This window comes from Campylobacter sp. RM9331 (assembly GCF_020137685.1).
Taxonomy (GTDB): domain Bacteria; phylum Campylobacterota; class Campylobacteria; order Campylobacterales; family Campylobacteraceae; genus Campylobacter_E.
In genome coordinates, this window is the sequence record NZ_JACGBA010000001.1 from 170,890 (window position 1) to 195,326 (window position 24,437).

General features: G+C 27.1%; 22 protein-coding genes and 1 pseudogene. 18 read left to right on the plus strand and 5 right to left on the minus strand.

Annotation, left to right across the window (positions count from 1 at the left end):
* The first annotated feature begins 7 nt into the window (after nt 1–7).
* From AVBRAN9331_RS00870 to AVBRAN9331_RS00895, 6 genes are all read left to right on the plus strand, one after another.
* Nucleotides 8–1,066 (plus strand): 1-deoxy-D-xylulose-5-phosphate reductoisomerase, encoded by a 1,059-nt coding sequence (locus tag AVBRAN9331_RS00870; RefSeq protein WP_214116014.1) that lies wholly within the window; start codon nt 8–10, stop codon nt 1,064–1,066.
* Nucleotides 1,059–2,336 (plus strand): M99 family carboxypeptidase catalytic domain-containing protein, encoded by a 1,278-nt coding sequence (locus tag AVBRAN9331_RS00875; RefSeq protein WP_336612225.1) that lies wholly within the window; start codon nt 1,059–1,061, stop codon nt 2,334–2,336. The genes AVBRAN9331_RS00870 and AVBRAN9331_RS00875 overlap by 8 nt, the downstream gene beginning before the upstream one ends.
* On the plus strand, nt 2,336–3,676 hold the full coding sequence (locus AVBRAN9331_RS00880; protein ID WP_336612226.1) for an SH3 domain-containing C40 family peptidase: 1,341 nt from the start codon (nt 2,336–2,338) through the stop codon (nt 3,674–3,676). Before AVBRAN9331_RS00875 ends, AVBRAN9331_RS00880 begins: the two co-directional genes overlap by 1 nt.
* Nucleotides 3,677–3,678: 2 nt before the next feature.
* Complete coding sequence (locus AVBRAN9331_RS00885) at nt 3,679–4,827, plus strand: metallophosphoesterase (protein WP_336612227.1); 1,149 nt, start codon at nt 3,679–3,681, stop codon at nt 4,825–4,827.
* Nucleotides 4,828–4,888: 61 nt separating this feature from the next.
* Nucleotides 4,889–5,254, plus strand: coding sequence for a CopM family metallochaperone (copM, locus tag AVBRAN9331_RS00890; RefSeq protein ID WP_214119711.1), 366 nt, complete (start codon nt 4,889–4,891; stop codon nt 5,252–5,254).
* A gap of 79 nt (nt 5,255–5,333) precedes the next feature.
* Complete coding sequence (locus AVBRAN9331_RS00895) at nt 5,334–6,494, plus strand: multidrug effflux MFS transporter (protein WP_214115973.1); 1,161 nt, start codon at nt 5,334–5,336, stop codon at nt 6,492–6,494.
* A gap of 23 nt (nt 6,495–6,517) precedes the next feature.
* Here the strand turns inward: AVBRAN9331_RS00895 and yedF are convergent, their stop codons facing one another.
* On the minus strand, nt 6,518–6,742 hold the full coding sequence (gene yedF / locus AVBRAN9331_RS00900) for a sulfurtransferase-like selenium metabolism protein YedF (protein ID WP_214115976.1): 225 nt from the start codon (nt 6,740–6,742) through the stop codon (nt 6,518–6,520).
* Nucleotides 6,732–7,916 carry a selenium metabolism membrane protein YedE/FdhT gene (gene yedE / locus AVBRAN9331_RS00905; RefSeq protein ID WP_336607826.1) on the minus strand — a complete coding sequence of 395 codons (1,185 nt, stop codon included), beginning with the start codon at nt 7,914–7,916 and terminating at the stop codon, nt 6,732–6,734. Before yedE ends, yedF begins: the two co-directional genes overlap by 11 nt.
* Nucleotides 7,917–8,165: 249 nt before the next feature.
* On the opposite strand from yedE, the gene AVBRAN9331_RS00910 reads away from it, so the two are divergent.
* From AVBRAN9331_RS00910 to AVBRAN9331_RS00925, 4 genes are all read left to right on the plus strand, one after another.
* Nucleotides 8,166–8,810, plus strand: coding sequence for an amino acid ABC transporter permease (locus tag AVBRAN9331_RS00910; protein ID WP_214115980.1), 645 nt, complete (start codon nt 8,166–8,168; stop codon nt 8,808–8,810).
* The gene (locus tag AVBRAN9331_RS00915; protein ID WP_214115982.1) at nt 8,807–9,463 is read left to right on the plus strand and encodes an amino acid ABC transporter permease; all 657 of its coding nucleotides are present in this window, start codon (nt 8,807–8,809) and stop codon (nt 9,461–9,463) included. Before AVBRAN9331_RS00910 ends, AVBRAN9331_RS00915 begins: the two co-directional genes overlap by 4 nt.
* Complete coding sequence (locus AVBRAN9331_RS00920) at nt 9,463–10,203, plus strand: amino acid ABC transporter ATP-binding protein (protein WP_336612228.1); 741 nt, start codon at nt 9,463–9,465, stop codon at nt 10,201–10,203. The genes AVBRAN9331_RS00915 and AVBRAN9331_RS00920 overlap by 1 nt, the downstream gene beginning before the upstream one ends.
* Before the next feature lie 62 nt (nt 10,204–10,265).
* Complete coding sequence (locus AVBRAN9331_RS00925) at nt 10,266–11,078, plus strand: cysteine ABC transporter substrate-binding protein (protein ID WP_214119709.1); 813 nt, start codon at nt 10,266–10,268, stop codon at nt 11,076–11,078.
* A gap of 139 nt (nt 11,079–11,217) precedes the next feature.
* Here AVBRAN9331_RS00925 and AVBRAN9331_RS00930 read toward each other — a convergent pair whose 3' ends face one another.
* Together AVBRAN9331_RS00930 and AVBRAN9331_RS00935 are read right to left on the minus strand one after the other, a co-directional pair.
* Nucleotides 11,218–12,378, minus strand: a complete 1,161-nt coding sequence (locus AVBRAN9331_RS00930; protein ID WP_336612229.1) for a Cj0814 family flagellar-dependent secreted protein — start codon at nt 12,376–12,378, stop codon at nt 11,218–11,220.
* A 15-nt stretch (nt 12,379–12,393) separates the two neighbouring features.
* Complete coding sequence (locus tag AVBRAN9331_RS00935; RefSeq protein WP_336612230.1) at nt 12,394–13,215, minus strand: hypothetical protein; 822 nt, start codon at nt 13,213–13,215, stop codon at nt 12,394–12,396.
* 219 nt (nt 13,216–13,434) lie between these two features.
* On the opposite strand from AVBRAN9331_RS00935, the gene dsrO reads away from it, so the two are divergent.
* From dsrO to AVBRAN9331_RS00965, 6 genes are all read left to right on the plus strand, one after another.
* The gene (gene dsrO / locus AVBRAN9331_RS00940) at nt 13,435–14,181 is read left to right on the plus strand and encodes a sulfate reduction electron transfer complex DsrMKJOP subunit DsrO (RefSeq protein ID WP_214119706.1); all 747 of its coding nucleotides are present in this window, start codon (nt 13,435–13,437) and stop codon (nt 14,179–14,181) included.
* On the plus strand, nt 14,178–15,200 hold the full coding sequence (gene nrfD / locus AVBRAN9331_RS00945) for an NrfD/PsrC family molybdoenzyme membrane anchor subunit (protein WP_336612231.1): 1,023 nt from the start codon (nt 14,178–14,180) through the stop codon (nt 15,198–15,200). Before dsrO ends, nrfD begins: the two co-directional genes overlap by 4 nt.
* A complete protein-coding gene (locus tag AVBRAN9331_RS00950; protein WP_336612232.1) occupies nt 15,193–18,105 on the plus strand; it encodes a tetrathionate reductase subunit TtrA in 2,913 nt (970 codons plus the stop codon). The genes nrfD and AVBRAN9331_RS00950 overlap by 8 nt, the downstream gene beginning before the upstream one ends.
* Nucleotides 18,106–18,177: 72 nt before the next feature.
* Nucleotides 18,178–19,131, plus strand: a complete 954-nt coding sequence (locus AVBRAN9331_RS00955) for a hypothetical protein (RefSeq protein ID WP_336612233.1) — start codon at nt 18,178–18,180, stop codon at nt 19,129–19,131.
* A gap of 268 nt (nt 19,132–19,399) precedes the next feature.
* Nucleotides 19,400–20,344, plus strand: coding sequence for a hypothetical protein (locus tag AVBRAN9331_RS00960; RefSeq protein ID WP_336606868.1), 945 nt, complete (start codon nt 19,400–19,402; stop codon nt 20,342–20,344).
* A 122-nt stretch (nt 20,345–20,466) separates the two neighbouring features.
* Nucleotides 20,467–21,405, plus strand: coding sequence for a hypothetical protein (locus AVBRAN9331_RS00965; RefSeq protein ID WP_239803363.1), 939 nt, complete (start codon nt 20,467–20,469; stop codon nt 21,403–21,405).
* A 27-nt stretch (nt 21,406–21,432) separates the two neighbouring features.
* Here the strand turns inward: AVBRAN9331_RS00965 and AVBRAN9331_RS00970 are convergent, their stop codons facing one another.
* Entirely contained in the window at nt 21,433–21,987 is a 555-nt protein-coding gene (locus AVBRAN9331_RS00970; RefSeq protein ID WP_214119700.1) for a YceI family protein, read from the minus strand.
* Between the two features lie 93 nt (nt 21,988–22,080).
* Here AVBRAN9331_RS00970 and AVBRAN9331_RS00975 point away from each other — a divergent pair, with 93 nt between their 5' ends.
* Together AVBRAN9331_RS00975 and AVBRAN9331_RS00980 are read left to right on the plus strand one after the other, a co-directional pair.
* A complete protein-coding gene (locus AVBRAN9331_RS00975) occupies nt 22,081–23,265 on the plus strand; it encodes a saccharopine dehydrogenase family protein (protein WP_214118872.1) in 1,185 nt (394 codons plus the stop codon).
* Between the two features lie 78 nt (nt 23,266–23,343).
* A pseudogene (locus AVBRAN9331_RS00980) lies at nt 23,344–24,437 on the plus strand (hypothetical protein); the annotation flags it as partial.

Below are 24,437 nucleotides of genomic sequence, written 5' to 3' on the forward strand. Positions count from 1 at the left end.
TGAAATTATAAGTGTATTTGGCTCAACTGGTTCAATCGGTGTTAATGCTTTAAAAATAATAAAACAAGCTGATATTAAATTAGAGTGCATTAGTGCTTATAAAAACTATGAATTATTAAACGAACAAATAAAAATGTTTAATCCTAAAATAGTCTTAGCAAGTGATGAAATACTAGATAAAGTCAATCATTCTAATAAATATTCAATAAAAGACGCTGCATTTATAATGCAAGATTTAAAAAGTGATGGAATTATCAATGCAATAGTAGGATTTGCAGGGCTTAAAATATCTTTACAAACTCAAGAATTAGATAAAAAACTCTTTTTAGCAAATAAAGAAAGCTTGGTTGTAGCTGGAAAATTTCTTGATACTTTTAATATCTCTCCTATTGATAGCGAACATAGTGCATTAGCAGCACTTTTAAGAGGTATTAAACACCCTAAAAAACTCACAATTACTGCTAGTGGTGGGGCATTTTTTAAATACAATGAAGTTGCAAATCTAAAAGCAAACGAAGCCTTAAAACACCCTAATTGGGATATGGGAGCAAAAATCACAATAGATAGTGCAACAATGACAAATAAGCTTTATGAATTAATAGAAGCAAAACATTTATACCCTAATTTAGAATTAGATGCAATCATAGAGCCAAGCTCAAGTATTCACGCTTTTTGTGAAAGTATAAATGGCTCAATGAGTGCTTATTTTAGTGTGCCTGATATGAAGCTTAGCATTGCAAATGCACTCTTAGGTGAGAGTGATTTTGCTGCTTGTGAATATTTTGATATTTTAAAACTTGCTAAATTAGAATTCTTTGAGATAAATCCTAATAAATACCCTATTTTTAGGCTAAAAGATGAGCTATTAAATAATCCTGATTTAGGTGTTATTATCAATGCTGCTAATGAAGAATTTGTATATAAATATTTAAAAGATGAATGTAAATTCTATGATATTAGCGACGCAGTATTTAAGGCTTTAGATAAATTTGCTGATAGTAAAATAAATACTATTGATGATGTGTTTAGTGTAGATAAAATGGTAAGAGAGTTTTTGAATGCTTAAGATATTTTTAACATTTTTAAGTCTTAATTTATTTGCTTTAAATTTTACTATAAATACTTTAGGAGAATGTGAAAAAGTTTGTGATAATACCGTTTTGATTTTTGGCGGTATTCAAGGAGATGAGCCAGGTGGTTTTCACGCTGCTAGCTTATTAATCACGGATTATAAAATCACTAAAGGAAAAGTAATTGTCGTGCCAAATCTTGCATTTGATTCAATAATTGCTAGAAGTCGTGGAGAATTTGGAGATTTAAATCGCAAATTCGCAGAACTTAGCGAAGATGACCCTGATTATTACACTATTGAATTAATTAAAAAAATAATAACTTTACCTGAAGTAAAACTCATAATAAATCTTCACGATGGTAGTGGATATTATTCTCCAAATTACATAAATAAGGATAAAAATCCTAAAAAATGGGGAAATTCTTGCATAATTGACCAAGAGCAAATTGACGCAAAATACGGGAATTTAAATGAAATCGCAAGTAAGGCTTGTGAAAGTATAAATAATAATTTATTACACAAATTACATAGCTATCATTTAAAAAACACAAACACAGCAAATGGCGATGAAGAAATGCTAAAAAGCCTAACTTATTATGCAATTACTCAAGGCAAAGCCGCCTATGCAAACGAAGCTAGCAAAAATCTATTAACTCACGAAAGAGCATATTATCATTTACTAGCAATTGAGAGCTATTTAAAGGCTGCTGGAGTTGAATTTGAGCGAGAATTTGAATTAAAGCCTAATGCAGTAAGAGAAGCTATTGAAAAACCGATTTTAATCAAAATTGAAAACCGCTTTTTATTAAGTCTTCAAAAACCAAGAGAAAAAATAAGATTTATTCCAATAAAATTGCCATTTACTTATAAAGCTAGCAATGAATTAACTGCGATTTTTAAAAACAATCAAGATAATGGCTTTAGTATTCAATACGGCAATCGCTTTCAAACTAATTTGTATTTAGAAAAAAATGTTGAATATAGCGATATTATTGATAAGTTAAATTTGATTGTTGATGATAAAGAAATCACAACTAATTTTGCAAAAATGATTGAAGTAAAAAATTATTTTTTAGTTAAAAAACACGATAAAGTAAGGATAAATGTCATAGGCTATAACGCAAAAGATAGTGAAGATAGTATAAAACTAAGCCTTAAAAATATGCAAAAACAATACTCAATTGATAAAGCAGGTAAGATTTATAGAGTTGAAGCTTACGAAGATAATAAATTTATAGGTGCAATTTTAATTAGATTTGAATGATGAAAAATATTATTTTAATTATTTGTGTTGTAATTTTTACTTCTTGCAGTAAAAATTATTTTGCTCTTCCATCTCAAGATTTAAATAATTATGAGAGCAATAAGTTTTATATCACTAAAGAAGTATCGCAAAAATTAAAAGAAAATTATTTAAAAAACCTATTTTATGTGTGGGGAATTGATAAAACCAATATCAATATGAAAAATATTGCAAATGATATTTTAAAAGACACAGGTTATGGAGAAAATTATCAATTAAATTCTCAAAAATTAATGCAAAATATAGTAGATAATGCTGATTTTGATAATTTAAACAAAATTTCAAAAAATGCAATCATTATTCATTCAAGTAATTTAAGATTATTACCTACTAAAAAACCAAGATTTAAAAATCCTAAATTAGCAGGCGAAGGCTATCCGTTTGATTATTTGCAAAACTCATTTATCTACGCATATACTCCTGTTAAAATCTCTCATTTTAGCAAGGATTTTGGCTGGAGTTTTATTTATAATAGCGTAGTAGTTGGCTTTATAGAAAATAAAAATATTGCATTTATTAGTGATGAAGATTTAAATATTTATAAATCATCAAAAGACTTCATAATGCCTAAAAAAGATAAAATTGCATTAATAGATAAAAATGAAGACTTCATAGAATACGCAAGAATTGGAATGCCTTTGGCATTAAGTAAAGAAAGTGCTAATTTTTATACTATAAGAGTTTTTAAAAAGGATTTAAACAATAACGCAAAACTTATTGAAATAAAGGTCAAAAAAGAAGATTTTTTCAAGCTTGGAGATAGTTTTTCTAGCGTTGATTTAAAAAAAATCGCAAATGAATTAATAGGACAAAACTATGGCTGGGGCGGATTAAACGGCGATAGAGATTGCTCTGCTTTTTTAAAAGATGTATTTGGCACATTTGGAGTTTTTCTAGCTAGAAATTCGCAAGATCAAATCTATCAAAAAGATTATTTAAATAGAAAAATATTTTTTAATATCTCAAAACTTAGTAATAAACAAAAATATAATTATATTAAAAGCAATGCAATACCTTTTGCAACCTTGCTAGCTCTAAAAGGTCATATAGTTTTATATTTAGGAGAATTTGATAACAAAATCTATATATTGCATAATTTATGGGGGATTAAAAATTATGAGCGTGGAGTTGAGAGTAGAATTATCGTTGGAAAAGTAGCAATAACCACAATAGATGCAGGCAAAAATCTCTCAAGTGTAAAAGAACAAGATGTAATATTAAGTAGGATTTTTGGTATGAGAAATCTATTTGCTGATGAATTGCAGTTTGAAATTCCTAATTTAAATTCTAATAAGGACTAATTATGGCTATATTACTTGGTATTTTATATTTTTTATTGGTATTTTTCGCTAATGCAAATATGCTTTTAAGAACTATTAAAAATAATACTTTTAATAAATTTAGAAAAATAATTGTGGCTTTTTATAGTATTATTTTTGCGTTTGAAGTAAGCTTAATTACTCAAGAAAACTTAATTAAAGAGCTTTTATATTATTCTTTTATAATTTTAATTGCTTCAACTATTGTGTTTTTTATAATTATGAGTTTTTATTATATCAAGACAAAAATCGTCTATGAAGAACATTTTGCAAAAGCAATTGATATATGGGAGATATTAAATTTTTTTCCTATATTTTTTATACTTATTTATTATTTAAAAGATATAAATATTTTAAATTATGAGTATATATTTATTTTCATAGCTTTTGTATTTTTTTATAAGGTATCAAAAAACGCAATAAAAGTCCCTAAAATCAAAGAAATAAATCTAAACGAAGATAAACTAAAAAAAGATTTAAAAATCGCAATGATAGCTGATATTCATCTAAAAAAGAATTTAAATGATGAGTTTTTTATAAATATAATTAATAAAATTAATTCTTTAAATCCTGATTTAGTAGTAATCGTAGGAGATTTAGTAGATACAGGTATTAATAATGTCAAAAACCTTAATTATCTAAATGAACTAAAATCAACCTATGGCACATTTTATGTCTTAGGAAATCACGAATATTATCACGGAGTAGGCAGTATCGCTAAGGAATTAAAAAAATATAAATTGCATTTTTTAGATAATAAAAGCATAGAATTTGATGATTTTGTAATATCAGGTGTAAATGATTTGATGGGGCTAAAGCTTAAGACTTTTGAGCCTGATATTAGCAAATTAAGGCCTAAATTAGATAAGTTTAATATCTTACTAACCCATCAGCCAAAATTTGTTAAAAAATACGATGTTAGCCCTTATGATTTAATCCTAGCTGGACATACTCACGCAGGACAAATCTTTCCTTTTAGCCTAGCTGTTAAACTTGAGCAAGGATATTTAAAAGGTTTATATAATGTAAAAAATAGCAAAATGTATGTAACAAGTGGAGCGGGATTTTGGGGCATAGTAGCTAGGTTTAATGCAAGTAGCGAAATAGTCTTAATTAATGTAAAATCTAAATAATTTACTTAATAGAAATTACTAATTAATAAAATATATCTTTATTTAAAACAAGGAGTATTTTATGAAAAAAATTTTTTTATGTTTATGCTTAGGTGCATTTAGTTTATTTGCTAAAGATTTAAGTCCTCAAGAATTAAACGATATGAAAAAAGAACTAAATGAAAGTATGATGAAAATGCACTCTAAAATGCAAGCGGGTATGAATGAAAACGACCCTGATATAGCATTTGTAGCAGGTATGCTACCTCATCACATTGGTGCTGTTGATATGGCTAAAATCGTTTTAAAATATGGAGAAGATGAAAATATCAAAAAATTAGCTAATGATATTATAAAAGCTCAAGAAATTGAAATTAAATTTATGCAAGAATATTTAGAGAAAAAAGGCTATAAATATCCAGAAGCAATCAATCATCATCAACATTAATAATTTATGCAAGGTAATTTTCCTTGCATAAAACTTCATTTGCCAAATTAAGACAATATCATATTTTTTAGGAGTATAGATGAAAGAAAAATTTTTTATTTTAATATTGGCATTTTTAAGTGCTATTGCCCCACTTGCAACTGATATGTATTTACCCGCATTAAGCTTAGTTCAGCATAGTTTTAATACAAGTGAGTTTTATACTCAATTAAGCATTGCTAGTTTTTTTATAGCCTTTGCATTAGGACAATTATTATATGGACCAATTAGCGATATTTATGGTAGAAAAATCCCATTAATTATAGGACTTTTCATATTTATAATATCTAGCTTTTTATGTTTTTTAGTTGATAATATTTATACTTTTATTGCTTTAAGATTTATGCAAGCACTTGGTGGATGTGCTGGGGTTGTGATTGCTAGAGCTATTGTAAATGATTGTTTTTCTAAGCAAAAAGCAGTGGCTGTATTTTCATTAATGATGATTAGTTCTAGCATAGCTCCTATGATTTCTCCTAGCATTGGTGGGCTTTTGCTTAAATACTTTTCTTGGCAAAGCATTTTTATTACTTTATTTTGTCTTGGAATTTTATTATTATTTTTAAGTATTTTTTATATAAAAGAAAGCAACAAAAATCAAATTCCTTTTTCATTTTCAAATATTTATAAAGCATATAAAAGTGTTTTAACTAATAAAAGTTTTTTAATTTATGTAATTAGCTCAAGTTTAATTATGAGCACTTTATTTGCTTATATTAGTGGCTCAAGTTTTGTTTTTACCAATGTTTTTAATATCAGCTTACAAGAATATGGATTAATATTTGGGATAAATTCTTTAGGATTTATGATAACAGCTAGATTAAATGTATATTTTACTTCTAAATTTGGTATATCAAAAGTAATTTTTATAGCTTGTATAACAATGATAATTAATTCATTTTGCTTAATACTTTTATCAAATAATTTTTATACTTTTACTTTATTTTTATTCTTAACTTTATGTATGCTAGGCTTTATAACACCAAATCTAGTTACAAAAGCTATGCAAAAATCTAAAAAATATTCAGGTAGTGCTTCAGCAATACTTGGAGCTATGCAATTTATGTTCGCAGGATTTGCAGCGTTTTTAGTCGGTGCTATGAATGCTAATACGAGTTTTGCACTAGCTTGCATAATAAGCGTTTTTTGCTTACTTGCAAGTCTAGTTTATATTTTAAGATTTAAGTTAATTAGAATTTAAAACTTCTGTTTTAAATTCTAAACTTATTTTTTAGTGATATAAAAGCCTAAAATAGAGCCATTTTGCACTACTTCGCAACTATGACCTAAAGCTTTCATATCAGGTGGAATTCCATTAATACTTTGCGGACAATCGCTAATTATTTCTAATACTTCACCACTTTTTAACTTGTGAATTACTTCATTAGCAACAATTGCAGGATAAGGACAAGGTTCGCCTAATAAAGAAATAGAATAATCAATTTTCATTTTTTCTCCTTGCATAAAATAATATTAAAGCAATGCTTATTAAAAATAAAGCTATATTAATGCCAAGACCACTATATCCGCTTAATTTGATTTTTTCTCCACTCAAAAACCACTTAGGCAATAAATCATAATTTAAAGCAATTAGCATAGTTCCTATTATATTTCCAATACCAACTACTATAAAATGAGTTTGCCCTTCTACTGCACGATATAAAAATCCACATTCACAACCACCTGCAAACACTATACCAAAGCCAAATATAAATGCTCCAGTGCAAAGCCCAAGAGATATTTCTAAAACTTTAGAGTTGTATCCGCCTTTATTTAATAATGCAAATACGAAAATACTAGCAACTAACATTGATACAAATAAAGCTAAAGAAAAGCTATATCTTTTAAATAAAAATAAATCCCTAAAACAAGAAGTAAAGCAAATCTGTCCTTTTTGTATCAACCAGCCAAAAATCACTCCAAATATCAATGCTGTAGGAAGATTTTTAGTATCATTACTAGCTAAATATGCAAAGAATACAAAAAAAGCAATCACACTAAGAAATAAAATAATTTTGTTTTTTTGTTCTAAATTCTTATCTATTTTTAATTGCGGAGTATTTGTTTTAATCATCTCATATCTAGGAGCAAAAATCTTAATTTTTAGCACCAAAATAGCCGCTGCAACCCCAAGACACATAAAAATAGCAAAAACCCAAGTATGTAAAGAAAAATAAGGAAGACCTGTAAAAAAGTTAGCCAAATTGCATCCCCAAGCAAGTCTAGCACCAAATCCTGCTAATATTCCGCCAATTAATGCTTGAAAAAATCTAGTCTTAGAAGCTATTTTTCTAAAATACACTTTATTAGCAACGCTAGCAGCTAATAAACAACCAATTATAAGTCCAATAATCATAACCCCATCAACACGAGTTAGCATAGTTCCGTTTAGATTTTGCTTTTGATAATATGAATACGAACTTAAATCCATTCCAAAAAGCTCAAGAATTTCCCCACCGATACGAGTAAATTCGCCTGTTACTGCAAAAACACCACCAAAAATAGCAAAATATAAAGTTGCCATTATGCTTAAAACCATAACCGCTTTAGTATTGCTATAGAATTTGCTTAGGTAGTTTTGATGAAAGTGTGCAAGTTCTGCACCAAAATTTGAAGTTTTCATAAAAATCCTTTGTATAGCTAAAACTTAGCCAAAATTAAAAGGCTGATTATAAATTAGCATTCTTAAAGATTTCTTTAAATTATTTATCTCAAAATCAAGTTAATTTATTTGAATAAAATTATTTAATATAAACACATATTTATTAATAATTTTTGTAACAAAATTAAAAGAATTTGAAAATAAAATTACAAATATTATTTATCAAAAAAAGATATATTTAACCCGTTTTTATTTTAGCTAGGAGCTTAGATGGATTTTGAAGTTATAAAAGAGTTTTATCCACTTTACATAGACGCATTAATCCTTACTATAAAACTTGCATTTTATGGCATAGTTTTATCATTTTTAATAGGGCTATTTTGTATGTGGGTTGAACTACATAAACTAAGGTTTTTAAAACTAATTTGTAATGCTTATATAGAGCTTTCAAGAAATACCCCGCTTTTAATTCATTTGTTTTTCTTATATTATGCAATGCCAAAGCTTGGAATTAAACTTGAAGCCTTTACTTGTGGAGTAATTGGACTTGCATTTTTAGGTGGTGGATATATGGCTGAGAGTTTAAAATCAGGTTTAAATGCTATTAATAAGCACCAAATAGAAGCAGGATATGCTCTAGCGTTAAGCAAAAATCAAGTTTTATACTACATATTATTGCCATTGTCACTTAGAGTTTCTATAGCTAGTATTAATGCAAATATAATATTTTTGTTAAAAGAAACATCAGTAGTAAGTGTAATAGCTCTAGCTGATTTAGTCTATACAGCAAAAGATATAATAGGACTTTATTATGTAACTAATGAAGCTTTATTTATGCTTTGTGTTGCTTATTTTATAATGATTTTACCGCTTTCATTATTTTTAACTTGGTTTGAAGCAAGGATTAGAAAATGAGTGAAATATTATTTGATTTATCAATTTATTCAAGGCTTTATGAAGGCTTAAAAGTTACTTTATTTATATCTTTTGTATCTATATTTTTCTCAATTATAGGTGGGCTTGTTTTAGGCGTTTTTATGAGTTTAGGAAATAAAATTATTTTTTATATTCTAAAAATAATTCTTGAAATTATAAGATTTATGCCTATTATCGTTTGGCTATTTTTAATATATTTTGGAATGTCAAGTTGGCTTAGTATAGATGCTATTAGTGCTACTATTATTGTATTTGTGATTTGGGGTATGTTTGAGATGATGGATTTAGTAAGGGGTGCAATAACAAGTATTCCTAAACACCAATTTGAAAGCTCAATCGCACTTGCACTTAGCAAATACCAAATGTATAGATATATTATTTTGCCACTTGCATTAAAAAGATTAATTCCTAATGTAATAAATCTTTTAAGCCGTATGATTAAGACTACTTCAGTAGCTTATTTAATAGGTGTTGTAGATATTTTAGCAATAGGTAATCAATTAAAAGAAGTTACATTATTTATTAGCAATCTAGCACCTTTATATATTTATACAATTATATTTTTTATATATTTTATAATTTGTTATCCCTTATCAAAAATATCAAAAATACTAGAAAAAAGGTGGAGTTAATGAGTATTTTAAAACTTGAAAATATTAATAAATTTTACGGCAATAACCACGCTTTAAAGGATATTTCTTTTGAAGTTAATAAAGGCGAAGTTGTTGTTTTAGTAGGGCCTAGTGGCTGTGGGAAAAGCACAACCTTAAGGTGTATTAACGGACTTGAAAATATAGCTAGTGGAAATATTTATATAAAAAATGAAATAATTACTAAAGATTATAAAAACTGGCAAGAGATTAGAAAATATGTTGGAATGGTGTTTCAAAGCTATGAATTGTTTGACCATTTAAATGTGCTTGAAAATATCTTATTAGCTCCTATGAAAGTTCAAAAGCGTAAAAAAGATGAAGTTTTAAAACAAGCCCTAGATTTATTGCAAAAAGTTGGTTTAGAGCATAAACAAAACGCCTATCCAAAAGAGCTAAGTGGCGGTCAAAAACAAAGAATTGCAATAGTTAGAGCTTTATGTATGAATCCTGAAATTATGCTTTTTGATGAAGTTACGGCTGCGCTTGATCCTGAAATAGTAAGAGAAGTTTTAGATGTATTATTAAATCTTGCAAAAGAAGAAAAAACAATGCTAATAGTAACTCACGAAATGGCATTTGCTAGAGCTGTAGCTGATAAAATTATTTTTATGGATAGTGGCAAAATCGTTGAAATTACAAGTCCTGAAGAGTTTTTTACAAATCCGCAAACTAATAGAGCTAAGCAATTTTTAAATATGTTTGAATTTAAAAAGGATTAAAATTATCTTTTATTAATTTTTTTGCGTTTTAATTACAAGCGATTTTATTTAAAGGAGAAATTATGAAAAAAGTTATTTTATCACTTGTTGCAGGGGCTTTACTAACCTGTTTTGCTAATGCTAGAAATATTGAAGAGATTAAAACTAGCGATAATATTAAAATAGGTGTTTTTGCTGATAAACCACCATTTGGCTTTGTTGATAAAGAAGGCAAATTCCAAGGCTATGATATTTATTTTGCAAAAAGAATTGCTAAAGATTTATTAGGTAGTGAAGATAAATTAACCTTAGTTCCTGTTGAGGCTGCTAGTAGGGTTGAGTTTTTACAATCTGATAAAGTTGATATTATTTTAGCTAATTTTACAAAAACACCTGAAAGAGCAAGAGTTGTTGATTTTGCATTACCTTATATGAAAGTTTCATTAGGCATTGCAAGTCCTAAAAATGCAGAGATTAAAGACATTAAAGAACTAGATGGAAAAACTCTAATCGTAAATAAAGGCACAACTGCTGATGCGTATTTTACAAAAAATAAAAACGGAGTAAATCTAGCAAAATACGACCAAAATACTGAAACTTTTGGAGCATTATTAGATGGCAGAGGTGCTGCACTAGCACACGATAATACCTTGCTTTTTGCTTGGGTTAAAAACAATCCTGATTTTGTAGTAGGTATTAGTGAATTAGGAGATATTGATGTAATAGCACCTGCTGTTAAAAAAGGCAATAAAGAGCTTTTAGAATGGCTAAATAATGAGATAGTAAAACTAGGCGAAGAACAATTCTTCCACAAAAATTATGATGAAACTCTAGCACCTGTTTATGGAACTGATATTGATAAAGAAAGCGTTGTTGTAGAAGGCGGCAAACTTTAATAATTTTGAATTAGGATTATTCCTAATTCGCTTTTTATTCTTATTTTAAATTCTATTTAGTTTTAAGAATTTAAGATAAGAAAATCTTTTCAAAAATCAAAATATCTTATAACTTTTGCAATAAAATTTCTAAAATAATCTAAACTTTTATGTCAAACAATCTTATATTAGATACTTTATTTTGGCTAAAACTAAAAGCTAGTTTTAAAAACTCATCATAATTTAATTCGCTAATGTTTTTATTTGGATTTTCTAAACCCATTAACTCTCTTATCTTTCTCATAAATTCATCAGCTTGTTTTTCTTCAGCTTTTTTATTACTACTAAAAAATCCACTATTAAGACTATATAAGGTTTTAGTATAATTAGCACTTCCTAAAATAGCACTTCTTTGGCTTAATGGTTTATCATAAGCATTTAATTTGACATAATCTTTCAGCCATCTTGGCATACGCTCAACTTCAGCACTCATAAAGCCATTTTCTCCCCTTGCCATTACTTGCATTCCTAACGCTTTATCAAATGCAAAAAATGTAGCCGAGCTAATTTTTCTATCATAACCACTTAATTTACCTTTATATGTGCTTTCTCCTTCAATTAAAGTTGGGTTTGATTTTAATATACCTATCAAAAGCCCACCTTTTGATATTTCTCCATTTTCATTTATATAATTTTGTCTTGCTTCGTCATAATCACCAAAATATCCACTAAATCTAGGGTCTTGCTTGATATTATCAGGTGGAAAAACATTTGTGTTTGGTAAGGTTTTATCGTCATTGTCAAAAGAATAAAATAAGGGATGATGAGTTTGGTAAAGTTCATTTTGAAAAGTCATTCCGTGATTATTCTCATAATCATCAGGTGAATGTAAAATTTTATTGATTTTGATTTCATCACTTCTTGCTTGAATATAACCTTGTGGAAATTGCTTTATATCTTCGGTGTTAAAAAAATCTTTAGAGTTTAAAAAATCTTCACTTACAACTTGGCTAAAAAGTGTATAAGCGTTATTAACAGTTTTTGCTATATCAATTTCATAATACTTTCTATATGCTCTTAAAGAATTGTTATTTCTATCTACTAGATTTTTTAAAGTATCGCTGTGGATTTTATAATTATCCGGAATACCTGCAGCTTTGTTAAAATCACTTGTAAAAAAGCCATCTTTATCAACTCCGTATCCTAAAACAACTCCTACCTTTTTATCATCTGCTTTATTATCTACTTTTTTAATCTCGTTATTTGTTTCTTTTTTGCTTATATTAGTTATTTGATATGTTGAATAAGAATTTATTTTCATAATTATTCCTTTATTTTAAATTCTTTTATCATATAAATTCTTGCTATCTTTATATGCCATTACAATAGCTAATAAATCTCTTTCATCTTTTACTTTGCGTGGGTCAATCTTACTTAAAATCTCTTCCATATTTTCACGAGTGCTTGTGCCTTTTACTTCTATTGGTTTAAAATCATCTTTTTTATTATTTTCTAGTTTTTGATTTAGTTCATTTTCTTCTATAGCTTTTAATCTTTTGCACTCACTTATAAAATCTTTAACGCTAATATTTTTATCACATAATAATTTTAAAATATCACTATCATTAATATTATTAAGACTTTCATCAATGTATTCATTATTAATCTTAAAATCTTTTAAAAACTCTCTTAGTTCTTTTTTGTCTTCAGGGTTAAAAAAATCACTAAAAGCTCTTTGATAAATATTACTTACTTTGTATTCTTGCATTACTCTTAATTTTAAATTAAGCTTGGTTTTTAGATTGCCTAAATTAGTCCCATCATCAACAAAAGTTTCATCAAAATCGCTAAAAGCTGAATTATAAATTAAATTAGACATTTGATTTATGTTATATTTTAAATCTTTTAAAGCTTCACTATAATCACTATTTAAATTCTTTAAAGCTTCTTTGATTGTATAAGCTTTCTTTGGCAAATAATCATCTCTTATAAATGTATTATTTAAATCACTTACTAAGTTTTCATCTAAATTAAGATTTTTGATATATTGCTCTCTTACACTATCAATTGTGCTTTGATTACGCTCTTTTACATTGTAATTAATTATTGCTTCACGCTTTAAAATATTATAAAAGTGATTATAGTTTGTTATTTGCATTTTAAACCCCTGTTATTTTTCTATATCGGTATGTTTAAAAAAATATTAATGGTTATTAAATTCTTATAAAAATTTATATAAAATTTATATATAAACTTATTGATAATAACAAACCAAAATTAGGCAATAATATTTAAACCTTAATTTATTATTAAATTTTAACTTTAATTATACAATCAAAAAATATACTCATTAAAATCTAAATTAAAAAGGTTTTATATGAATAGAAGAGTATTTATTACAACCACATTAGCTTCATCAAGTTATGCTTTTAGTCTAAAAAATAATGGAATAGATAAAAAAGATAAAAGATATATAGGAGATAGCAAAAAACGCTATGCAATGCTAATTGACCTTAGAAAATGTATTGGCTGTCAAGCTTGCACTGCTGCTTGTATCAATGAAAATCAAGTCCCCCACGAACAATTTAGAACATTTGTTACTGAATATGAATTAAGTAAAAGCGATGAAGTATTTAAGGCATTTTTGCCAGAACTTTGTAATCATTGCGAAAATCCACCTTGCGTAAGCGTTTGTCCTACAGGAGCAACTTTTAAAAGAGAAGATGGAATAGTATTAGTAGATAATGAAATATGCTGGGGCTGTAGTTACTGCGTAAATGCCTGTCCTTATGATAAAAGATTTATTAATAAAAATACAAAAGTAGCTGATAAATGCACTTTTTGTGTGCATTTAATAGATAATAATGAATTACCAGCTTGTGTTCAAACCTGTGTTGGTAGGGCTAGAATTTTTGGCGATTTAAATGATAGTTCAAGTGAAATTTCACAAATATTAAAAGATTATCCAACAAGTGTTTTAAAGCAAAATTTTGGGACTAAACCACAAGTTTTTTATATTAATTTAGACAATGAATTAAATGAAATCAATCCTAACCATAAAATGTTTCAAGATATTTCAAAAGAATTTGATTTGGCTTTAGAAGAAGAATGGAGAATAAAATGAGTGCTGTAGTTTTAGAAGGTTTTAGCGTTCAGCGAACTTGGGCTTTAGATGTAGTAAATGATTTTTTCATAGCAGGGGCTAGTTTTGGAGCGTTTTTATGTGCTAGTTTATATTTAGTATTTGGATTGAAAAACTACAAAAATATCGCCCTATTTTCAATGATAATTTCTTTTGTTTGTTTATGCGCAATTCCTTTTAATTTAATTGATGATTTAAAGCAACCTAGCAGAGTTTTTGAAATCTTTTTAAATGGCTGGGGCAATCTACCAACTTCAGCTATGAAAATAGGAATTATATTACTTATAACCTACCCTATTTTACTAATACTATTAGCATATAATCATATTAACAATAAAAATACTAAAAAATTAGGAATAATCACACTTATTGTATCTTTTTGCATTCCTTTATACACTGGATATATTTTAGGAACAAGTGTTGGAGTTAGTTTTTGGAATACACCTGTTTTACCACTTTTATTTGCTGCAAATGGCGGTGTAGGAGGTGTTGGAATATGTGCTTTAGTCTTATTTATATATTCAAAAATTATAAATTATAAAATCAATCTTTTTATCTTTATAAGACTTGCTAGTGCTTTAATAGTATGTGATTTATTATTAAGATTATTTTGGTTTAGCTTTATGCTTGGTTTTAATAAAGAAATTAAAGAGCTATATCAATATGTATTTATGGCTAGATTTTATGAGATTTTCATACTTGAGTTTTGCTTAATTTTTATTATTTTAATAAATCTTTTTACAAGATTAAAAAACAATCAATTCTTTTTATTACTTGCATTTTTATCTATGATAATTTATAGCTTTAGCTTTAAATTCAATGTAGTTTTTGCAGGAAATTCTATGCCAAAAATTATGAGTGGATTTTTAACATACACACCAAAAATCTTAGGTAGTGATAGTTTAGGTTCTGTATTTGGCAATTGGCTAATTTGTATAAGTTTGTTTTGTCTTTTAGTAAGCATATTAGAAAAACAAATAAAAGGAGAATTAAGTGAGTAGAAGAAAGTTTTTAATAGCATCAGGGATAACAGGTGTAGCAGGGGCTTATTTTTACAATGAAACAATACAAAAAATCATAAAACCACAAACAAAAACAAACGATAGCATATATGCAAATAGCCTAAATCCACAAATCGGCAAGTATTATTCAAGTGTTTGTAATGGTTGCGTTACTCATTGTGGTGTTAGGGTAAAAGTATTAGATAATAAGGTTTTAAAAGTTATTGGCAATCCATATAGTTTATTATCAAGCGACCCTTGGCTTAATATGAATGCTAGTATAAAAGATAGTTATTTACTCACAAATCAAGGCAAAATCCATTCAAGTGTTTGTGCTAGGGGTAATTTAGTATTTGATAAATTAAATGATAAAGCAAGGGTAACTAAAATACTAAAAAGAGTTGGAAAAAGGGGAGAAAATAAATGGCAAAGTATTGAGCCTGATAAATTTTTAGATGAGATAGTAAATGGCGGAGATTTGTTTAATGAAGGCTATGTAAAAGGATTTAAAGAAGTTTATAATCATACTGATTTAATAGATGAAAATGCTCCTGAATTTGGAAAGAAAGCAAATGGATTATGTATAATCGCAACAGGAGATGAAGGAAGAAAGAATTTCTTTCAAGAAAGATTTCAAAAATCATTCGGAACTATCAATTTTCACGGACACACAGCAACTTGTGGTCTTTCTATGAGAGCTGGAATGGCTGCTTTTTTAAATGATTTTGATAAATACCCACACTTAAAACCTGATTTTGATAATTGCGAGTTTTTGATTAATTTCGCAAGTGCTCCTGCTCAAGCTGGAAATCCTTTCAAAAGACAAGGATTAAAAATAGCAAATAGAAAAAGCAATAATTTAGAATACGCAACAATAACCCCAATACTTACAAATTCTACTTCAAGTGCATCTAGCGTAGGAAAATGGATTGCTATAAAGCCTGGTGGGGATTTGTTTTTAGCATTAGCCTTATTACAAGATGTAATAAATCAAAAAATTTATGATGAAGAATATCTATCTTATACTAATTTAAATGAAAACAATGTAAGTTTTTCTAATGCTGCTTATTTAGTTGTTGAAGATGATTATAAAAACTATAAAAAAGGAGAATTTTTAAGAATTAATAATGAAATTATGGTCATTAACGAGCAAGGATTAATAAGTGCAAAAGATTGTAAAAAAGCTAATATTTATTATGATGGAATAATAACTTTAGATGATGAAGCAATAAAGGTTAAAACAAGTTTTATCAAATTAAAAGAAAGTGTCAATTCAAATTCTTTAGATGATTTGTTGCAAAATAGTGGCGTTAGTAAAAAAGATTATGAATATTTATTAGAAAAAATCAAAAAATATAAAAATAAAGTAGCATTTGATTTGCACGGCGGGACTATGCAAACTAATGGATTTTATACAGCTTATGCTATTTTAGAATTAGTTGGTTTGCTTGGGAATTTAAATAAAATTGGTGGAATGAGTGCTGGTGGGGGTAAATATAATGATTTGTCAGGAGAATTTGAATTAGCAAAATATAAAGGCAAAATTAAACCTAGTGGAATTAGGGTTGATAAAACTAAAAAACCTTATGAAGCAACTAGCGAATATAAAAACAAAATCAAAAACAACGAAAACCCTTATCCATCAAAACTACCTTGGTATCCACTAACTAATGCAATTTGCACCGACGCAATCACAAATGCAGCATTAAAATATCCTTACAGAATAGATATATTGCTTTCTTGGAATGCTAATATTGCTTATGCTAGTAATATGAATAATGTTAAAAATTCTTTAAAAGATAGCTCTAAAATACCATTATTCATAGCAATTGACCCATTCATAAACGAAACAAGTATGTTTGCTGATTATATAGTTCCTGATAGCGTTATGTATGAGACTTGGGGCGTTGTTAATCCTTGGGGTGGTGCTTTGAATAAAGCTAGTCATTTTAGATTTCCTATTTTAAATTCTCCTAATGTTAAGTTTAGTAATAATGAAAGCGTATGTATGGATAGCTTTATAATTGAATTAGGCAAAAAATTAGGCTTAGCAGGATTTGGCAAAAACGCAATTAGCGATAGTGAAGGTAATTTATTTGACCTTGATAAGCCGAGTGATTATTATTTAAGAAGTTTTATAAATGTTACGCTTGATGGTGGATTTGATTATGAAATAAACGAAGATGAGATAAAGGACTTACCATTCATTCAAGAATTAAAAGAAATTAGCCCAAAACACTATAAAAAAGCTTTATTTTGTATGGCAAGGGGTGGAAAATTTGAAAGCAAAAACAAAGCATATAACAAAAATTCCTTAGCAAAAACATACAAAAAAGAAGTAGCTATTTATAACGAAGATTTAGCACTTACTAAGGATTCTTTAACTGGGAAAAATTATAGTGGGGTTCCTTATTTTGTAAAACAAAGATTTAAAAACAATACCACATTAGATGAATTAAATCTAAAAGCCTTTTCGTATAAATCAAATATATATTCAAGTTTAGTTGCTGCTAGTTCAAAACTAACTCATTTAAGATATTCAAACTACATTGAATTACACGAAGATACAGCAGCAAAACTAGGTCTTAAAGATAAGGATTTAATCAAAGTTATAAGAGATGATAAAAAAATAATAGGAATATTAAAAACTAGAAAAGGAATTCATAAAGAAGCAGTAGGAATTGAGCATTCTCGTGCTAGGCGTGGCGAAGGTGCTAGTGATTTTTATATTGATGGGAAATTAATTGCTAAAAATATTTCAAAAAGAACAGGCGTTAGTATCTCAACTATAATACCTGATGATACTATTCGTGGAGAAAATGCCTTAATTAGTGATTTTGTCGTAGGCTCTGTAGCAAGGCAAGGATTTGGAGTAATTATAGAAAAAATCTCAAGCTTAGGTTAAGGAATTTAAACTGATTAAATTATTTATCCTAAATAAACTATAATCCTTTAAATAAATATTAAAGGATTATTTATGATACACGATATAAGTGCTAGTAAAAATATGCCGATAGCTTGGAAAATTGATGTTAAAAAGCACGAGCTAACAGAAAAAGAGCTAAAAGATTTAAATTATCAAATAAATAAAAATAATTTTGAGATAAAGACTAATAAAGAGCAAGATTACAATGTATTTTTTAGATTTGATAGTGATAATATCGGTGTAAAAATAAATGAAAAAAATCTAAATAGATTAAAAGATTTTTTTGATAGCGATAATTTCATTGCCAATAATAAAGGCACTATTTTAGATAAAGATGCAGCAAGTTTTGTAGCTGGATGGTTTAGCAATATTGCTTATAGAGAAAATCTCTTAGCAGCTGATATTAATAACGATGGAGAATTAACGGGCAAGGAATTTAAATATACATTTACGGTATTTAGCGAAGCAGCCGAAATAGTAGTAAATGAAAAGACACTTGAAGAAGAAATAATCTCAAGTGCAATCATAGGCACATATTTACCTAGTATGGTAGCTTTGCCAGAGGGCGAGAGTATGGATATTAGTAAGGCTTTAAATATTAGTTTAAATGATGATAAAAACCTTGATGGAATAATAACATTTGGCGAATATTTAGGAGCTGATGGTAAAAATAAAATTCATAAATATACAGCTGATTGTAAATCAAGTGATGAGCGAATTAAAGTTGGCAATACTTATAAGATTATAAATATAGATAAATTCAAAGAAAAGGAATTAGAAGAATTAAAAAAATTAGCAGCCTTAGCAAAGCTAAAAAATCAAGGCCTAAAAAGTCTAACAAATGATGAAAAGAAACTCTTAAAAGACTTTAGTCTTAATCTTAAAATCAGTGAAAATAAATTAGAAGATTTAGTCGCAAATGATAAATTAGATGATTTTATAGATTTTACAAAAGAATTTAAAAAAGATTTAAACGATACAAAATTAATTGATATTAAGGTTTAATTTTTTATTTTTAATTAATTGTTACTAAAAGTTACAATATATCAAAACATTAAATAAAATAATAATAGTATTAATTAAAATCAAATTATAATAATTCAAATCATTTTTTAATGTATTAACTTAATTTGCATTACGAATGTTAGTGCATATTTTAAAAAGTATTAGTGCTTTAATATTGCTTTTTAAGTGTAAAAAATAGCTATTGATTTTAAAAATGTCTTGATTAATTAGCTAGATCTAATTTAGTCATAATTTTAAAGGATTTTTTATGAGACATTATCTAGGAAACTATTTAAATACGCCTATAGCTTGGCAAGATAAAATTAATTCAAATTCTTTAAATTCTTTTGATTTATACAATATAAAAAATGCAATAAATATAAATAATTTTGAGATTAAGACAAATAAAGAGCAAGATTACAATGTGTTTTTTAAATTTGATGAAAGTAATATCGGAGTAAAACTTAGTGAAAATAATATTAATAGATTAAAAGAATTTTTTGATGAAGATAATTTCATTTTTAATAGTAAAGGCACTATTTTAGATAAAGACGCAGCAAGCTTTGTAGCTGGGTGGTTTAGTGATATTGCTTATAAACGAAAATTCCTTGAAGCTGATGTTGATGGTAATGGGGAGCTAAGCAATAAAGAAGGAAAAAAGACATTAAACTTTATACATGAAAGGCTTGAATATAGAAGAGATAATAAAGGTGAATATATAATCACTAATTATGTAAAAGGCTATGAAGAGAGTAAATTTTTAGCAGATAATGATGAATACTATGTTGATATTAGCTATGCTTTAAATGCTAGTTTAAATAATGATAAAAATCTTGATGGTATTATTACATTTGGCGAATTTCTAAATGTAGGCGAAAAGGGATATTTTGAAGATAACATAGAAGTATCTAATAATAAAAATAATAATGATTTTATTAGCTTATATAAGATTGCAAATACAGATAAATTAAAAGAGAAAGAATTAGAAGAACTAAAAAAATTAGCAGCCTTAGCAAAACTTAAAAATCAAGGCCTAAAAAGTCTAACAAATGATGAAAAGAAACTCTTAAAAGATTTTAATATTAATTTAAAAATAAGCGAAGATAAATTAGAAGAGTTAATTACAAATGATAAATTAAGTGATTTTATAGATTTTACAAAAGAATTTAAAAAAGATTTAAGCGATACAAAATTAATTGATATTAAGGTTTAATTTTTATTTTTAATTAATTATTACTAAAAGTTACAATATATCAAAATATTAAATAAAATAATAATAGTATTAATTAAAATCAAACCAATTAATTTTAAAAGTATTAATTTTAAGGAATTTTTATGAAAATAGATATCTCGCAAGTAAAAAATATAGCAATGTCTTGGGCTGATAATGTTAAAACTAAAGAATTAAATACTAAAGATATTAGCAATTTAAAAGATAATATAAATAAAAATAATTTTGAGATTAAGACAAATAAAGAGCAAGATTACAATGTGTTTTTTAAATTTGATGAAAGCAATATCGGAGTAAAACTTAGTGACAAGAATATTAATAGATTAAAAGAATTTTTTAATGAAGATAATTTCATTGATACTAGCAAAGGCATTATTTTAGATAAAGATGCAGCAAGTTTTGTCGCTGGGTGGTTTAGTGATGTAGCGTATAAGAGTAATTTTTTAGCAGCCGATAGAAATAACGATGGAGAAGTAGATAAAAAAGAAATTGATTATACTATCTATGCATTTGCTTTATATATAGAGCCAACTAAAGATGGTTCAGGACAAGCTACTAAAGTTGCAAGTTATGTTCCAAGTATTTTGACTGTTGATAATAAACAATCAACTGATATTAGCACAATACTTGATGGGAATATTAGTATGGATAAAAATCTTGATGGCTATATAACAATTGCTGAAAAATACAATTATTCTGACACTGCTTACCAATATGGAGTATTTTTAGATAATCTACCTTTTATGACAATTTCACACAAAAAAATAAATACTAATATAACTGAAGAATTAAATAAAAAAACAGAAGAACAAATCAAACTTAATAATATAATTGAAAAACTTAAAAAATCACAATCTTTAGATAATAACGAAAAAGAAATATTACAAAAATTTAATATCCAAAACATAAGTAATGAATTAAAAATAAGCGAAGATAAATTAAAAGATTTAATAAGTAGTGATAAGCTAGGAGATTTTATAGATTTTACGAAAGAATTTAAAAAAGATTTAAGCGATACAAGATTAATTGATATAAGAATTTGAAATAAAATTTCAAATTCTTAATTTTAATTATTTTTTATCAGCTTCAGCAAAAATTTGAACTTTTACTTCGTTTGCTACTAAGCCTTCATTTGTATCTTTTGCTACATCAAAATCTTTTCTTAAAAGGTCAAGATTTAGGTCAAACCCAAGTTTAGTTTTATCTCCCATTGTAGCAACACCATTGATAGCAACATCAAATGTTACTTCTTTTTTAACGCCATTTATATTTAATTCCCCTGTCATTTTTCCTTGTGTATCACTTACTTTTTCGTATTTACTCATAACAAAAGTAAGTTTTGGATTAACTTTTTCATTTAAAAAATCACTTGATTTTAAATGCTCGTCTCTTTTTTCACTATTTGTATCAACGCTTGCTACATCAACGCTTGCATTAAATACTTTAAAAGTTTTATTAGCTTCATCAAAATCTATCATCGCATCAAAACTTTTAAATTTGCCCTTAGCATTAGAAACTAACATATGTTTAACGCTAAATTCAACGCTAGTATGAACTTTATCAAGAACAAATTCACTAGCACCTAAAATACCTGCTAAGCTTAAAGCTAAAAATAATTTTTTCATAATATACTCCTAAAATAAAATAAGACTAATATAATCTCATAAAAAGATTAATCATTATCATAAATATTTTATCATAAGCTAAAAGGAGAAAATATGAAACATTTATTAATAATTGGAGCTGGTGGAGTTAGCCGTGTAGCAACCTATAAAGCAGCTGAATATAAATATTTTGATAAAATCACGCTTGCAAGTAGAACAAAAAGCAAATGTGATGAAATAGCAAGTTTTATTAAAGAGCGTTTAGGAGTTGAGATTGCAACTGCTACGATTAATGCTGATGATACAAATGCAGTTGTTAAGCTTATACAAGATATAAACGCTACGATTTTATTAAATGTGGCTTTACCTTATCAAGATTTAGCTTTAATGGACGCTTGTTCTCAAACTAAAATTCCATACATTGATACAGCAAATTACGAACATCCTGATTTAGCTAAATTTGAATATAAAGAGCAATGGGCTAGAAATAATGACTTTTTAAAAGCTGGTGTTCCTGCACTGCTTGGAAGTGGATTTGACCCAGGTGCAACGAATGTTATGTGTGCGTATGCGCAACAATATTTATTTGATGAAATTCATACAATTGATATTATGGATTGTAATGCAGGAGATCACGGCTATGCTTTCGCAACTAATTTTAACCCTGAAATAAACTTAAGAGAAGTTAGTGCAAATGGTAGATATTGGGAAAATGGCGAGTGGATTGAGACTAAACCACTTGAGATTAAAGTTGAACACGATTATCCTGAAGTTGGGGTTAAAGATAGCTATTTACTTTATCATGAAGAACTTGAGAGCTTATGTAAAAATATAAAAGGTTTAAAAAGAATTAGATTTTTTATGACTTTTGGACAAAGCTATATTCAACATATGAATTGTCTTAAAAATGTAGGTATGCTAGGAATTGAGCCAGTTGAACATCAAGGAATGAAGATAATTCCTATTGAGTTTTTAAAGACACTTTTACCTGACCCTGCAAGTCTTGGTGCAAGGACTAAAGGCAAGACAAACATAGGTTGTATTATTGAAGGTATTAAAGATGGCAAGGCTAAAAAAGTATATATTTATAATGTTTGCGTGCATGAAGAATGCTACGCTGAAACTGGCGCTCAAGCAGTAAGCTACACAACAGGCGTTCCTGCTGCAATTGGAACATATTTAATAGCAAGTGGCAAATGGAGTGGAAAAGGTGTGTTTAATATGGAAGAATTTGATGCAAAACCATTCTTTGATGAAATGAATAAAATGGGTCTTCCTATTAAAATACTAGAGCTATAAAAATAAACAATAATTCTTATTATTTAAGAATTATTGAATTTAAAAAAAATTAATATATATTAATTAAGTTTTTATAAAATGGCGTTTTTTAAAAATGGGGGGGGGTCGGCGATGTTAAGAGTTTTGTTAAAAGTTTTTGTTTTAGTTTTTACTTTATTAGTATTAAATGCTTGTTCTTCTGTCTTTTTAGGCTACGAAGAAGAAAATAAAAATAAAATATATTCTTTAGATACTAAAGACTGCGAATTACTTACGAAAAAAGAGCTAAAATACTCAAAAGAAAATGTATTAGAAAAGATTAAAGACCCACTTTACAACGGCAATTATTACGGATATCAAGCATTCTTGTGTAAGTCTTATAAAGATAGTATTAAGCTATTTGATTTGGTTGAAGATGGTTATAAAGATAAAGATGAAAAAAATCTATTGTTAAAGATTGGAGAAGGAGTTTTAGAAGGTCTTTTTAATGATAATATAACTGATTATAGCGGTCAATATTATGAAAAAATGCTAACTAATACATACAAATCAATGAGTTATCTAGCTTTAGGCGAATACGATGAAGCTGGAGTTGAAATCAAAAGAGCCTTAGATAGACAAAAAAGAAATAAAGAAGAATTTGAAAGCGATATTTTAAGCGAATTAAACTACTTACAACAAAAACCTAGAGAAAGTAATGAAGTAATAGACATTATAAATAATAGTGTCCCAATTCCTGCTTATAAGTCTTATGCTAATTATTCTAATCCATTTGTTAGCTATTTTTCTGCTCTTTATTATATTTTAGATGGTAGGTCAAATAATTCTATTGATTTATTAAAAGAAGTTTATTCTCAAGAAAATGATTTGCTGTTTTATCAAGATTATGAATTAGCTAAAAACAATTTCAACACTAAAAGAATAGCAAATAAAATAAAAAAAGGAATGCAAATATCTAAAACAAATAAATATATTTGGGTAATTTATGAAAATGGTAAATCTAAATCTTTAAAAGAATTTAATCTATCATTGCCTATTGTTTTTATTAAGAAAAACGATAATGATATAGATTATAAAATTCCTTTTGGAAATGAAAAATACTCTGTTTATGCTAATCAATTAGCCGTTAGTAGTTTAGTGTTTTCAATAGCAATTTTAGGAGATAGTAGCGATGCTTATCCATTTATAGTAGC